Origin of the sequence: Bradyrhizobium sp. SZCCHNR1051 (assembly GCF_032489615.1) — a bacterium.
In the GTDB taxonomy this organism is placed as follows: Bacteria; Pseudomonadota; Alphaproteobacteria; order Rhizobiales; family Xanthobacteraceae; genus Bradyrhizobium.
In genome coordinates, this window is record NZ_JAUEYJ010000022.1 from 86,991 (window position 1) to 100,938 (window position 13,948).

The following is a 13,948-nucleotide window of genomic DNA, read 5'->3' on the forward strand; positions in this document are numbered from 1 at the left end:
TTTGTAGCTACCACGATGATTGCGCCAGATCAAGGCATGTAGTTCCTGCGCTCGCAGATGAGCACCTATGCGAGGCTTGTGTTCTGCCGAACTCCGCGCACACGACGTCTCCGGCAGAAAGTGTCCAGAAGGAAGCGCGATCTCACCTCCGTCACTGCGAGCGCAGCGAAGCAATCCAGCGTCGTGTGCGGGACCCTGGATTGCTTCGCTGACGCTCGCAATGACGTCGCGGCGACCATCTCGCGCTGTTGGTCGACCGTCCCTGCATCGCCACGGCCTGCGACCGACTACATTCCCCTCCGCGAGACGCCGCCCAGATATCGTGGGTCGTCCCTCAGGCTCTCGAGCATCCGCAGCGCGGCGATGTGCTCGATCTCGGCACGCGTGATGCCGATATCCGTGAGTTCGCGTTCGCTCAGCTCATACAGGCTGTCTCGCACAGTCTTGCGGCGCTGCCGTTCTTGAAGGGCGCGCCAGCACCAGCCGATCAGGCGGATGACCAGCCAAGTCGGCGTGGCCGGCGGACCGGCCGCGTCCTTTTCCGACAACACCTCTCGCAAGGCTGCGATCGACGCTTCGGACTGCGTCGATGGCTGCACGCTGCTGATCGCGCCGGTGACTGATGCGATCGAGAGATCGACGTTGAGCCCTGACACGTGCGCAGCGTCGATCGTCGCGTTGGTCTGATGGGGTGGCATCCTGTGCTCCTGCTGTTATGCCGGCAGGGAGCGTGGCCAAACAAAAGGCCCCGTCCGATGCCGGCGGGGCCTGGTGAGAACATCGCGTCGTCGATCTCCTAGCGCGCGACTCCTTCCATGGCCCGGCCGAAGCCGGTCATGTGATCGAAGTTGACGATGCGGATCGATGTGCTCATGGGACCTGGATACCACCAATATCGGATAAAATCAAGAGCTGTTCCGTATGATGGCACATCTCTGAGGCGAGTATTTCGAACCGATGAGTTTGCGACGTGTCGTAGGGCGGATTAGCGCAGCGTAATCCGCCATTACACGGGCGGACAAGCGGCGGATTACGCTGCGCTAATCCGCCCTACGCAGTTTATCCGCCCAGCCGACGTTCGGGGCATCCCCTTGCAACCCACCCCGCAGCATCGCCCCAACCGATGACGACGTCGTGGTAATTACAGCAGAGGAGGTAACTGGCGTCCTTGTCGAAGACGTAAAATTCCATTGGCGGGCACTCCTCCAGGACACGTAGCAGATCCGCCCCGTTACGGAATGTCCAACACGCGCTCGCCCCCGCCACAATCATCACACATTCGCGCCTGCCGACATACGTTGGGATCAGTTGCCATCCGTCCGTCCTGTGCAGGCCCTGGGGCGCCTCGGAATTGTCCCAGGGCACGTGACCAAGAACATTCACACCGAGACGATCGCGTAGCAGCATCGCCATCGCACGTCGCTGCTCATCATCGAGCAAAGCAGCGACGACCTGTGTTTCGTTGATTGCCCGGGAGATATGGTCAAGCATCGTGATGCTGTTCCAACTGGCCCGATATCGCCTCGCAGGTGTTCCAGCGGATCACGCCGCGCAGATCCACCCTACGGCACTGCCCGAGTGGCTATGAAACGATCCTCGATGAAGCCAGCCAACCAGGCGGCAACACCTCCCAACAGTCCCATCACAAAGGGGTTGGCCTCGACGCCGAAGACGTGAAGGATCGGGAGTCCGCACACCATCAACCCACCAGTCAGAGCGCCAATACGAAGCGGCCTCATCTGTTTCCCCTGAGATCGCGGATGACCTTGGTAACGCATGTTAGCACGAGATAACTGAAGCTCGTAAGCCTATCAACGCCAGCGTGAAAATCATTGGTCATCCTGGAGCTTCGCGCGATCGGAAGTCGATCCTGTCCTCGGCGGTCTCCGGGACTGTCCTGCTCCGAAATACGAACTTCTCAAATAATCTCAACGTGATCGCCGTGGCCGCTCTCCGACCCGCATTTCTCACTTTCTTTTTTTCAGAATACATGCTACACGTCGCCCATCCCACCTCGCCACGAGGGGCGCATCGCGATCGTCACGAGCGTGAGGTGGGCTGCGGTGGGCGTGTCGGGGTGCAGCGTGGCTTGGCCGCGCGGACGAACATCCTGATGCGCACGGTGAAGCCGTGTGGTCCTGGCCTCCCGGTGCTGAGGCCAAGCGGGCGCTGCGACGAAGCGCGCTCGCGACGGGGGCAAGAACGCCGGTCCCCGGGGAGAGCGCGGAGTAAGCCGTAAAGCCATCGCGCAGGGAGGGCCGGATGTCCGGCTCGTACCTGTGGTTCTGCCGCGTGCTTTTTTCTGCACGCGGACCATGGGTGCGACCAGCACCCGGCCTTCCCTGCGCCCTCTGTTCTCGACGAGGGCTTTGAATGGCAAAGCTCGGGCGCGGATGCGTGGCGAGGACGACATGTCATGTACGGAAGCCTGCCGTCCGACCCCGCCGTTACTTTGGCGCAACGACGTCGTACGCACGCCCGATAACCTGCAGCGCGCGTGGCCGTCCTTCGAGACGCAGGCCTGCGGCGTGCTCCTCAGGACGAGATCCGTGGTCTTGGCGCGGTCTTTGAGAGATCTTGGCGAAGCTCTCAACCCTCATGCTGAGGAGCGCCGCTTGCGGCGCGTCTCGAAGCACGAGGCCCGGAGCGGCTCGATGGCAGATGGAGGCCGTTGGACAGATGCGCCGCAGCTTCAGCCGAGGACAGAAAGATCGGAGCCGCCCTGCCCCTCAGCGGCCGCGGCCGGCGGCTTGCGGCAGGAACGGCGCCGGCTGATGCACGGGGGCGATCGCCACCGCGCGGTTGCGGCCCTCGTTCTTGGCGCGGTAGAGCGCATTGTCGGCGCGCTTCATGACGTCGGCGATCGGCTCGCCCTTCTGCTCCAGGGTCGACAGCCCGATCGAGGTCGTGACCTCGATGCGCTTCTCGCCCTTGTGCACCGAGAACGGCTCGTTGGCGACCGACCGCCGCAGCCGCTCGGCGACCATGCCAGCGACGTGCAAATCGGTCTCGGGCATCACGATCACGAACTCCTCGCCGCCATAGCGGCAGGCGAGATCGATGCCGCGGATCGACTTGCGCACCCGCATGGCGAACTCGCGCAGCACGTCGTCGCCGGCATCGTGGCCGTAATTGTCGTTGATCGACTTGAAGTAGTCGATATCGAGCATCATCAGCGCCAGCGGCTTGCCGCGGCTCGCCGCCTGGTCGGCCAAGGTCGCCAGATGCGTCTCCATGTAGCGGCGATTATGCAGGCCGGTCAGCGCGTCGGTGATCGCCATCTCGATCGAGTTCTGCACGTTGTCGCGCAGGTGATCGGTGTAGCGGCGCTTGCGGATCTGGGTGCGGGCGCGCGCCAGCAGTTCGTTCTTGTCGACGGGGCGCAGCAGATAGTCGTTGACGCCGATCTCCAGGCCGCGCAGCAACCGCGAATTGTTCTCCGCCTCGGCGATGGCGAGGATCGGCACGTGCCGGGTGCGCTCCAGCGAGCGCAGCTGGCTGCACAGCCGCAGGCCGTCGTAGTCGTTCAGGTCGAGCGAGACGATGACGAGGTCATAATTGCCTTCGGCGGCGTTGAACACGGCCTCGGCGGGATTGGTCTCGACATCGACGGCATGCTCGGTCGCCAGCATCGGCCCGAGCCGCTCGTAGGACGACGGCCGGTCGTCGACCAGCAGCACCTTGCCGCCCCTGCCGCCGTCGGCGACGGCGTTGCGCTCGGGCGCCTGCACGCCGATCTCGAGCGAGGTCAGCGCGCGCATGCGCAGCTCGTCCGTCATCATCTTCAGCCGCGTCAGCGAGCGCACGCGCGCGATCAGCACGACGTCGGAGACGGGCTTGGTCAGGAAGTCGTCGGCGCCGGCCTCCAGGCCGCGCACGCGGTCGGACGGGCTGTCGAGCGCCGTCACCATGACCACCGGAATGAAATGCGTGGCCGGATTCGACTTCAGCCGGCGGCAGACCTCGAAGCCGTCCATGTCCGGCATCATGACGTCGAGCAGGATGATGTCGCATTCGGCGCGCTGGCAGATCTGCAGCGCCTCGGCGCCGTTCGCGGCGGTCAGCACGTCGAAATACTCGGCCGACAGCCGCGCCTCCAACAGCTTGACGTTGGCCGGGACGTCGTCGACCACAAGGATACGCGCGGACACTGCAGAAACTCCTTAGCCGATAAAGCGGCGTACCGTTTCAATGAATTTTCCGACCGAGATCGGCTTGGAAAGATAGGCTTCGCAGCCACCCTCGCGGATGCGCTCCTCGTCGCCCTTCATGGCAAAGGCCGTCACTGCCACCACCGGGATGGCACGCAAATCCGGATCGTCCTTGATCCATTTCGTCACTTCCAGGCCCGAGACCTGCGGCAGCTGGATGTCCATCAGGATCAGATCGGGGCGGGTCCGGCGCACGATGTCGAGCGCCTCCACGCCGCTGGACGTCCCGGACGTCTGGTACCCGTGGGCTTCCAACAGATCGCGGAAGAGCTTCATGTTGAGCTCGTTGTCCTCCACGATCAGGACGGTCTTGCCCATCCGCCCCTCCGAATCACTGACACCGGCATGCCCTCTGGCGGACGCCTGTCCACCGCTACTCATCTAATTCAAACTAGCCCCAGATTCGTTCTAACCCGTTAAGTCGGTATTCGATCTTTCCCCGAGATGGTTTCCACTTGCTTGAACCCATTCCGAAGACTCGGGCATGATGGGCGCAAAGTAGAGCCGACAAGTTAACGGAAAGGCAAATCCGCCGTTGAAAAAGCCCGTTCGAAATCCGCGCGAAGTCGCTGAAATCGTTGCAGTTCAGGCCCTCGGCTTCCTGGCCGGCGAACCGGAGCGGCTGGGCCGGTTCCTGGCCGAGACCGGGATTGGGCCGGAGACGCTGCGATCCTCGGCCGCCGACCCCAATTTCCTGGTCAGCGTGCTCGATTTCGTGCTGCGCGACGACGAGACGGTAAAGGCTTTTGCCGCCAGCTCCAAGTTACATCCGACCAATATCATGGCGGCGCGGCAGGTATTGGGCGACCGGCAGTGGGAGCGCGACGTGCCGTGACCGCTTCCGCGCCAGAAGGAGCGTCGCGCGCGGTCAGCGGGCCGACCTGCTTCTGCCGCGACTGCCTGACGGATCTGGATGACAGCGCGCGCCGCTGCACGGCCTGCGGCTCGCCGCGCCTCGTCCGCCATCGCGCCCTGCCCGCGCTGACGCTGGCCCATATCGATTGCGACGCGTTCTATGCGACCGTCGAGAAACGCGACAATCCCGAGGTCGCCGACCGGCCCGTCATCGTCGGCGGCGGCAAGCGCGGAGTGGTGTCGGCGGCCTGCTACATCGCCCGCACCTATGGCGTGCGCTCGGCGATGCCGATGTTCAAGGCGCTGGAGCTGTGTCCCTCGGCGGTCGTCATTCCTCCGGACATGGCGAAATACGTCCGGGTCGGCCGCGAGGTCCGCCAGGCGATGCAGGCGCTGACGCCGCTGGTCGAACCGCTCTCGATCGACGAGGCGTTCCTCGACCTCTCCGGAACCGAGCGCGTCCACGGCATGGTCCCCGCAAAGGTGCTGGCGCGCTTCGCCCGTGAGGTCGAGCAGACCATCGGCATCACCGTCTCGGTCGGCCTGTCCTGCAACAAGTTCCTCGCCAAGATCGCCTCCGACCTCGACAAGCCCCGCGGCTTCGCCGCACTCGACCAGGAGGAAGCGCGCAACATGCTGGCCGACAAGCCGGTCGGCTTCATCTTCGGCGTCGGTCCCGCCACGCAGCAACGGCTGGCGAACCAGGGCTTCCGCACCATCGCCGACCTGCAGCGTGCCGACGAGATCGAGCTGATGAAGCAGTTCGGCGGCGACGGCCGCAGGCTGTGGCGGCTGGCGCGCGGCATCGACGACCGCAAGGTGGTGGCCGACCGCGGCGCCAAGACGATTTCCAGCGAGACCACCTTCGACACCGACATCCGCGACTACGCAACCCTGGAAAAGATGCTGTGGCGGCTGTCGGAGAAGGTCTCGTCGCGGCTGAAGGCGAGCCAGCTGGCCGGCTCGACCGTCACCTTGAAGCTGAAGACCGCGGACTTCCGCCAGCGCACCCGCTCGCAATCGATCGCGGCGCCGACGCAGCTCGCCGGCAAGATCTTCGCAATCTGCAAGGAGATGCTGGCGCGCGAGACCGACGGCACGGCGTTCCGGCTGATGGGCGCCGGCGTCAGCGCGCTGCGCCCGGGCTCGGAGGCCTCCGACACCGACATGCTCGATCGCCGTTCGGCCTCGGCCGAGCGCGCGATCGATGCGCTACGCAAGAAGTTCGGCCAGGCCGCGGTGATCCGCGGCATCGCCTATGACGGCCCGGAGCAGACGGAATGACGCCCCGATCAATTGCCGCAGGGTTTGCCGTCCTTCGCGTCCTTGACGTCGAACTTGCCGAGCGCGCCGGCGATGACGAAATCATTGTAGTCGAGCACGAGCGCGCGCGAGACGCCGTTCTCGTACAGCTCGAACGACATCGCGTAGACCGGCGTCTGCTCGCCCTCGGCCCGCTTGGCGTCGCGGTCATAATAGCTGACCGTCACCGGCCAGCGCGTCATCTTCTTCATCTCGTCGTTGTCGGTCGAGGCATCGGGCTTGGCGGCCGCCTTGTCGGCCGACACGGCTGCTCCGATCACGGTCAGCGTGTTGTAGACCTTCTCGCCATTGTCCGAGCCGTCGTAGACCGTCAGCTCAAGCAGCGACTTGCCCTCGCGCGCGGCGGCGATGATGCGATGGATCTGCTCGGTCGGAAACACGGTCGAGCCGTCGAGCGTGAAGGTCTTCGCCTCCGGCTGCTTGAGCTTGACGGTGATGTGATCGCCGGTGCGCTCGGCGATGCCGTCGACCGGGCTGGAGGCCTGATCGTTCATGCGCGAGTCGATCTTGAAGCGATAGCTCTTGCCGGCGCCGTCCTCCCAGGCAGTCGAGCGCAGGTCGCTCAGGGTCACCTTGCCCTCGCCGAGATCGAGCTCCGACACTTGGCGGAATTCCGAGGTGTAGCCGTTGCAGGCATTGCCGGAGAAATTGTAGAGGATGCGGCCGCGCGCGCTATTGACGGGGCTCGACCCGCGCGACTTGACCAGGCTCAGGTCATAGAGCGCCTGATGCGGCAGGAACGGCACGGCCGCCCCGGCCGGCGCCGGACCGAATGTGATCGCCGCCACGGCGAGCGCTCCCATCGACAGTCGAAACGAATGAGCCATGAGTTTTCCTCGGAGGACGTATCGCTAAACCGTCACATTAAAGACCGCTGCATTACGTCGCAACTGCGGCTGGCTCACGGAAACGTGCGGTCAAAGCGGCGGATTGGCGTCGGCGCTGGCTGCTTGCATGTCACTAGCAACTGCGCCAAACAGGACCGCGGTCCGGCACGGGATCGGCTTTCAGACGACAGAACGGGGATTTCAGATGGCGGGTACGGTTGAACAGAATCTGACGGCACAGGGCATCACGTTGCCGGCACCAAAGGCGCCGGTGGCCAACTACGTCCCGTTCGTGCGCACCGGCAACCTGCTGTTCGTGTCGGGCCAGGTCTGCCTCGGCGCCGATGGCAAGATGATCGCATCCGGCAAGCTCGGCGGCGGCGTGTCGATCGAGGACGGCTATGCGGCCGCGAAGGGCTGCGGCGTCAACCTGCTGGCGCAGGTCAAGGCGGCGATCGGCGACCTCGACAAGGTCGTGCGCGTCGTCCGTCTCGGCGGCTTCGTCAATTCGGCGCCGGACTTCCTCGACGGGCCGAAGGTCCTCAACGGCGCCTCCGACCTGATGGTCGCCGCTTTCGGCGACAAGGGCCGCCACGCCCGCACCACCGTCGGCGTCTCGGCCCTGCCGTCCGATGCGGCGGTGGAAGTCGAAGGCGTGTTCGAGGTTGAGTGAGAGAGAGCGCATGATCCGGAAAAGTGCGAAACGGTTTTCCGACGAGATCATGCGCCAGCAAAATGGACGGGGCGAATGCGCGCACCTGACTGGCTGACGGCCCGCCCCGTCGCCCATCGCGGCCTGCATGATGCTGTCAGCGGCATCATCGAGAACATGCCGGCCGCCGCGCGCGGCGCCGTGGCCGGCAACTTCGCCATCGAATGCGACATCCAGCTGTCGGCCGATGGCGAGGCCATGGTGCATCACGACTATGATCTCGGACGCCTCACCGAGGGCACCGGCCCGCTGATCGAGAAGACCGCGGCTGAGCTGAAAGCGATCAAGTTCAAGCAGACCGACGAGCAGATGATGACGCTCGGCGACCTCTGCAACCTGATCGCCGGGCGCGTGCCGCTGGTCGTCGAGGTCAAGAGCACGTTCCAGGGCGATCACCGGCTGGTCCGGCGCATGGCCGAGGTGCTGGCGTCCTATTCCGGGCCGGTGGTCGGCATGTCGTTCGATCCGGACCAGGTGCTGGCGCTGCGCGAAACCATGCCCGAGCTGACGCGCGGCATCGTCGCGCAGCGCAGCTACGAGGACGGCTACTGGGCCAAGCTGACCCAGGCGCAACGCGACAGCATGCTGCATCTCAAGCATGGCTTCAGCAGCCAGCCGCATTTCGTCGCCTATTGGGTCGAGCAGCTGCCTGCGCCTGCCCCCTGGATCGCGCGCAACGTGTTCGGCTGCCCGCTGCTGACCTGGACCGTCCGCACCCCCGAGCAGCGCGCCGCCGCAGCCCGCTATGCGGATCAGATGATCTTCGAAGGGTTTACGCCGGAGACGTGACCCCGGCCTTGAACTCGCTGCTGCGATGCACGATCTTGAGGGACCGGCCATTCGAGTGTCGCCGCCAGGACGCCGCTCGTTAGGTTCTCTTAAGGACTCGACTTTCAAGGACTCGATGGCATCACCTGAGATCACGCTCGAAGCCGTCCCCGGGGTCGGCGAAATCCCGGCTGCAGCATGGGACGCCTGTGCCAATCCGGACGGTCGCGTGAGTCCCGGCTCATCTCCCGCCTGCGGCCGCGGCTACAATCCGTTCATCTCACACGCATTTTTCTCGGCGCTCGAAGCCTCCGGCTCGGCCACCCTGCGCACCGGCTGGGCGCCGCGCCATCTGGTGGCGAAAATGGGTGACGAGGTCCTTGGCGTCGTGCCCTGCTATCTCAAGTCCCACTCGCAGGGCGAATATGTCTTCGACCGCGGCTGGGCTGATGCCTATGAGCGCGCCGGCGGGCGCTATTATCCGAAGCTCCAGGTCTCCGTCCCATTCACGCCTGCCAGTGGGCCGCGGCTGCTGATCCGCGCCGACCAGGACCGGGAGTTGATAGGCAACGCCCTCGCCCAGGGCCTGAAGGCGTTGTGCGGGATCAGCGAGGCGTCGTCGGTGCACGTCACCTTCGCCCGTGAATCCGAATGGCAGCTGCTCGCAGCGCAGGGTTTCCTGCAACGCACCGATCAGCAGTTCCACTGGCACAACCAGGGTTTTTCCAGCTTCGACGATTTCCTGGCGACGATGAATTCGCGCCACCGCAAGGCGATCAAGCGCGAGCGCCGCGATGCGCTGAGCTCCGGCATCAGCATCCATTGGCTGACCGGCAAGGACATCACCGAGGATGCCTGGGACGCCTTCTTCGATTTCTACATGGAGACCGGCTCACGCAAATGGGGCCGGCCGTATCTGACCCGCAAGTTCTTCGCGCTGATCGGCGAGAGCATGGCCGAAGACGTGCTGCTGGTCATGGCCAAGCGCGACGGACGCTGGATCGCCGGCGCCATCAACTTCATCGGCTCGGACACGCTGTTCGGCCGCAACTGGGGCGCCATCGAGCATCACCCGTTCCTGCATTTCGAGGTCTGCTACTACCAGGCGATCGATTTCGCGATCCAGCACAAGCTGGGGGTGGTCGAGGCCGGCGCCCAGGGCGAGCACAAGATCGCGCGCGGCTACCTGCCGCAGACCACCTACTCCGCCCACTACATCGCCGATCGCGGCCTGCGCCGGGCCATCGACGACTATCTCAAGCGCGAGCGCGCCTATGTCGAGGAGGCCGGCCGCGAGCTCGCCGAATCCGGACCCTTCCGGAAAGGGATGGACGAGCCGTCTTGACCGGCGACACGTGCCGGTGAGAGTAAGGCGCACCAAGAGGAACCGCTTAAGGGACTGCCCATGACCGCCTACGATCCCAACAATCCGTTCGCGAAGATCCTGCGCGGCGAATTCCCCTGCACCAAGGTCTATGAGAACGACCACGTGCTGGCGTTCCTCGACATCATGCCGCGCGTGCCCGGCCACACCCTGGTGATCCCGAAGGCCGCTGCCCGCAACATCCTGGACATCACCGAGGAGGACTATCTCCACGTCGGCCGTGCCGTGCGCACCATCGCCCGCGCCGCCAAGACCGCGTTCGCCGCCGACGGCATCACCGTGCAACAGTTCAACGAGCATGCCGGCGGCCAGATGGTGTTCCACCTGCACGTCCACATCATGCCGCGCCACAACGGCGATTCCCTGCTGCCGCCGGCGAGCCGCAAGGAAGATCCGAAGGTGCTGGAGGAGAATGCCGCGAAGCTGATCGCCGTGCTCAAGGGCTGATCACGCCTCGTCGAGCCCGATGTCCAGCGCGGCCGACGAATGCGTGATCCAGCCGACCGAGATCAGGTCGACGCCGGCCGCGGCGATCGCGGGTGCGGTCTCCACGGTGATCCGGCCCGAGGCTTCCGCGATGGCCTTGCCGCTGATCATGCCGACGGCGGCTTCGAGCTCCGCCGGCGTCATGTTGTCGAGCAGCACCGCATCGACGCCCAGCGCCAGCGCCTGCTCGAGCTGCGCCAGAGTATCGACCTCGACCTCGATCTTGACGAGATGGCCGGCATGGGCCTTTGCGCGCGTGATGGCAGCCTTGATGCCGCCGGCGATGGCGATGTGGTTGTCCTTGATCAGGACGGCGTCATCGAGCCCGAACCGGTGATTGCCGCCGCCACCCGCGCGCACCGCATATTTCTCCAGCGCGCGCAGGCCCGGCGTGGTCTTCCGGGTGCAGACGATCTGCGCCTTGGTCCCTTTCACCGCGGCGACCAGGGACGCCGTCGCGCTGGCGACCCCGCTCAAACGGCAGAGGAAGTTGAGCGCGACGCGCTCGCCGGTCAGCAGCGCCCGTGCCGGGCCGCTGATGGTCGCGATCGCGTCTCCCGGCGCCACGACGCTGCCGTCAGGCCGCATGATTTCCATGCGCACGTCCGGCGAGACGGTCTGGAAGGCGCAGCGCGCCACATCGAGACCTGCGATCACCCCGTGCTGGCGCGCCCTCAGCTTCAGCGAGGCGCGCTGCTCGGCGGGGACGATGGCATCGGTGGTGATGTCGCCGGCGCGGCCGAGATCCTCGAGCAGAGCCATGCGCACCAGCGGCTCGTAGAGCAAGGGCGAGAGAGGATTGAGAGTCATGGCACTGCGCTCCTGAACGGCGTCTGCTCCGCCTCGACAATGTCGCGTGCAACGGCGACCGCCTCGGACAGAGTGAAGCTGGACGGCTGCGCGACGCGCAGCGTGTCCGGACGATCGCTGCGGAAATGCGCGCCGCGGCTCTCCTCACGGGCATGGCCCGCGACCGCAAGCATCAGGCCGACCAGCGCAGGATCAGCCGCGGGCCCGGCCTGCTCTGCCAGCGGAAGCAGGCTGCTGACGGCAGCCGCGATCGTGCGACGCTCGCGCATCACGCCGAGCGCATGCGACAGCAGCGGCCGTACGGCCGAGGGATCGGACGCCAGCGGAATGGCCGCCACCGCGCATGGCTTGCCCGCACGCTGCGGCGCGCCGGCCACGCTCTCGGCCACCCATTGCGCGCAGACGATCGCTTCCATCAGCGAGTTGCTGGCGAGCCTGTTGGCGCCGTGCAGGCCGGTGCGGCTGGCCTCGCCACAGGCCCACAAGCCCTCGACCGTGCTGCGTCCCATCGCGTCAACAGCGATGCCGCCCATATGATAGTGCACGGCCGGCCGCACGGGGATCGGATCGCGCGCGGGATCGATGCCCGCCATGCGGCAGAAGGCGCTGATCACGGGATAGCGCGCGGCGAAATCCTTGCCAGGCTTCTCGCGCGCATCGAGGAACACGCGATGGCCTTGCGCACGGCGGCGCCATACCGCCCGCGCCACCACGTCGCGCGGCGCCAGCTCAGCGCCAGGCTCGTCGGCCATGAAGCGCGTGCCGGTGTCGTCGATCAGGACGGCGCCATCGCCGCGGATCGCCTCGGTGAGCAGCGGCAGCGGCCGCGACGGCCCGTCGAACGCCGTCGGGTGAAACTGCACGAATTCGAGGTCGGACAGCACCGCACCAGCCCGCGCCGCGAGCGCGAGGCCCTGGCCGAAACAGCCGGCCGGATTGGTGCCGTCGAGGAACAGGCCGCCGATGCCGCCGGTTGCGATCACGACGCGCGTGGTGGCGAGAACGAGGGGCTCATCGGCGCGCACCGCGACCACGCCGTGGATCGCATTGTCTTCGACGATCAGCCGGCGCGCCTCGACGCCTTCCAACAAGGTCACGGAAGGGCAGAGCCTGACTGCCGCGATCAGCGCGCGCATGATCTCGCGTCCGGTCCCGTCACCGGTCGCATGCACGATCCGGTTGCGGCGGTGCGCGGCTTCCAGACCAAGGCGCCAGCGGCCGTCTTTGCGGCGATCGAACGCGACGCCGAGCTGAGCCAAGCGCGCGACCGCGGCCGGAGCTGCTTCGATGATGCGGCGCGCAGCGGCCTCGTCACAGAGGCCGGCGCCCGCCGCGATGGTGTCCGCCAGATGCAGCCCCGGATCATCGTCATCGCCAACCGCCGCGGCCAGTCCACCCTGCGCCCACATGCTCGACGCCTCCGCGCCGAGCGGCGACTTCGACAACAGCACGACGGGCTCGGGTGCAAGCGCAAGCGCCGTCATCAGACCTGCGGCACCGCCGCCGATGATCACGGGACGGCCGATCAACGCCGAAACATCGATGCTCATGACGCCAGCATCCTTTCCACCGAGCGCCGCGCGCGCTCGGCCATCGCGGGATCGATCGTGACCTCGTGCGTATTGGTCTCGAGCGCATGGCGGATGTTCTTCAGGGTGATCCGCTTCATGTGCGGGCACAGATTGCAGGGGCGGATGAACTCGATGTCGGGATGGAGCACGGCGACATTGTCGCTCATCGAGCATTCCGTCAGCAGCACCACCCGGGCCGGCCTTCTTGCTCCGACGAAGTCCGACATCGCCGCGGTCGAGCCGGCGAAGTCGGCCTCCGCCACGACCTCCGGCGGACACTCCGGATGCGCAAGCACGGTGACACCGGGATGGTTGTCGCGCAGCGCGCGGACGTCGTCGGCGCTGAAGCGCTCGTGCACCTCGCAATGCCCCTTCCAGGCCGTGATCCTGACCTTTGTCTGTGCGGCGACGTTCTGCGCGAGATATTCATCCGGCAGCATGATGACGTGATCGACGCCGAGCGACTCGACCACCGCGCGTGCGTTGCCGGACGTGCAGCAGACGTCGGACTCGGCCTTCACCGCCACCGACGTGTTGACATAGGCGACCACCGGCACGCCGGGGTGGCGCGCGCGCATCAGCCGCACGTCGTCGGCGGTGATCGATTCCGCCAATGAGCAGCCCGCCTTTACGTCGGGGATCAACACCGTCTTGTCGGGATTGAGCAGCTTGGCGGTCTCGGCCATGAAGTGGACGCCGGCGAGCACGATCACCTCGGCATCGACCTTGGTCGCTTCGCGCGCCAGTAGCAGGCTGTCGCCGACGATGTCGGCGACGCCGTGATAGATCTCGGGCGTCTGATAGTTGTGCGCCAGCACCACGGCATTGCGCTGGCGCTTCAGCGCCAGAATGGCTTCGACGTCGTCCTCGAAGACAGCCCATTCCGGCGGCGGGATCACCCGCCTCAGACGCTCAGCAAGCGGTGCATTCGGCGCGACGGCAGGCAGGACAAGCTCGGCCATTTATACTCTCCATGAGCATAAGATGCCTTATACTTATCC

14 protein-coding genes are annotated in these 13,948 nt (G+C 65.8%); 6 read left to right on the forward strand and 8 right to left on the reverse strand.

Translation table 11 applies throughout. The features are described 5' to 3' along the window. Positions 1-287: 287 nt before the first annotated feature. The 4 genes from QW868_RS25375 to QW868_RS25390 form a co-directional block, all read right to left on the reverse strand. Positions 288-698 (reverse strand): DUF1127 domain-containing protein, encoded by a 411-nt coding sequence (locus QW868_RS25375; RefSeq protein WP_315759657.1) that lies wholly within the window; start codon positions 696-698, stop codon positions 288-290. A gap of 361 nt (positions 699-1,059) precedes the next feature. Continuing rightward, the gene (locus tag QW868_RS25380; protein ID WP_316163270.1) at positions 1,060-1,491 is read right to left on the reverse strand and encodes a hypothetical protein; all 432 of its coding nucleotides are present in this window, start codon (positions 1,489-1,491) and stop codon (positions 1,060-1,062) included. Positions 1,492-2,729: 1,238 nt separating this feature from the next. Further along, a complete protein-coding gene (locus QW868_RS25385; protein ID WP_316163269.1) occupies positions 2,730-4,151 on the reverse strand; it encodes a PleD family two-component system response regulator in 1,422 nt (473 codons plus the stop codon). A 12-nt stretch (positions 4,152-4,163) separates the two neighbouring features. Further along, positions 4,164-4,529, reverse strand: a complete 366-nt coding sequence (locus QW868_RS25390) for a response regulator (RefSeq protein ID WP_008964019.1) — start codon at positions 4,527-4,529, stop codon at positions 4,164-4,166. Positions 4,530-4,746: 217 nt separating this feature from the next. On the opposite strand from QW868_RS25390, the gene QW868_RS25395 reads away from it, so the two are divergent. Together QW868_RS25395 and QW868_RS25400 are read left to right on the forward strand one after the other, a co-directional pair. Beyond that, positions 4,747-5,046: a DUF3572 domain-containing protein gene (locus QW868_RS25395; protein WP_315740308.1), complete on the forward strand. Its 300-nt coding sequence runs from the start codon at positions 4,747-4,749 to the stop codon at positions 5,044-5,046. Next, positions 5,043-6,350, forward strand: coding sequence for a DNA polymerase IV (locus QW868_RS25400; protein WP_316231800.1), 1,308 nt, complete (start codon positions 5,043-5,045; stop codon positions 6,348-6,350). The genes QW868_RS25395 and QW868_RS25400 overlap by 4 nt, the downstream gene beginning before the upstream one ends. An 8-nt stretch (positions 6,351-6,358) precedes the next feature. Here the strand turns inward: QW868_RS25400 and QW868_RS25405 are convergent, their stop codons facing one another. After that, a complete protein-coding gene (locus tag QW868_RS25405) occupies positions 6,359-7,216 on the reverse strand; it encodes a cell envelope integrity EipB family protein (RefSeq protein WP_315740310.1) in 858 nt (285 codons plus the stop codon). A 205-nt stretch (positions 7,217-7,421) separates the two neighbouring features. On the opposite strand from QW868_RS25405, the gene QW868_RS25410 reads away from it, so the two are divergent. The 4 genes from QW868_RS25410 (at position 7,422) to QW868_RS25425 (ending at position 10,527) form a co-directional block, all read left to right on the forward strand. Continuing rightward, complete coding sequence (locus tag QW868_RS25410; protein ID WP_315740311.1) at positions 7,422-7,889, forward strand: RidA family protein; 468 nt, start codon at positions 7,422-7,424, stop codon at positions 7,887-7,889. 75 nt (positions 7,890-7,964) lie between these two features. After that, positions 7,965-8,717: a glycerophosphodiester phosphodiesterase gene (locus QW868_RS25415; protein WP_315797993.1), complete on the forward strand. Its 753-nt coding sequence runs from the start codon at positions 7,965-7,967 to the stop codon at positions 8,715-8,717. 115 nt (positions 8,718-8,832) lie between these two features. Then, positions 8,833-10,041 carry a GNAT family N-acetyltransferase gene (locus tag QW868_RS25420; RefSeq protein WP_315812831.1) on the forward strand — a complete coding sequence of 403 codons (1,209 nt, stop codon included), beginning with the start codon at positions 8,833-8,835 and terminating at the stop codon, positions 10,039-10,041. Positions 10,042-10,101: 60 nt separating this feature from the next. Continuing rightward, positions 10,102-10,527 carry an HIT family protein gene (locus QW868_RS25425; protein WP_315775233.1) on the forward strand — a complete coding sequence of 142 codons (426 nt, stop codon included), beginning with the start codon at positions 10,102-10,104 and terminating at the stop codon, positions 10,525-10,527. On the opposite strand, the gene nadC is transcribed toward QW868_RS25425, so the two are convergent. Genes nadC through nadA form a run of 3 tightly spaced genes read right to left on the reverse strand, consistent with a single transcriptional unit; the run spans position 10,528 to position 13,909 of the window. After that, a complete protein-coding gene (nadC, locus tag QW868_RS25430; RefSeq protein ID WP_316231801.1) occupies positions 10,528-11,376 on the reverse strand; it encodes a carboxylating nicotinate-nucleotide diphosphorylase in 849 nt (282 codons plus the stop codon). Beyond that, positions 11,373-12,926: an L-aspartate oxidase gene (locus tag QW868_RS25435; RefSeq protein WP_316231802.1), complete on the reverse strand. Its 1,554-nt coding sequence runs from the start codon at positions 12,924-12,926 to the stop codon at positions 11,373-11,375. Before QW868_RS25435 ends, nadC begins: the two co-directional genes overlap by 4 nt. Further along, a complete protein-coding gene (nadA, locus tag QW868_RS25440; RefSeq protein ID WP_316231803.1) occupies positions 12,923-13,909 on the reverse strand; it encodes a quinolinate synthase NadA in 987 nt (328 codons plus the stop codon). Before nadA ends, QW868_RS25435 begins: the two co-directional genes overlap by 4 nt. Positions 13,910-13,948: the final 39 nt, after the last annotated feature.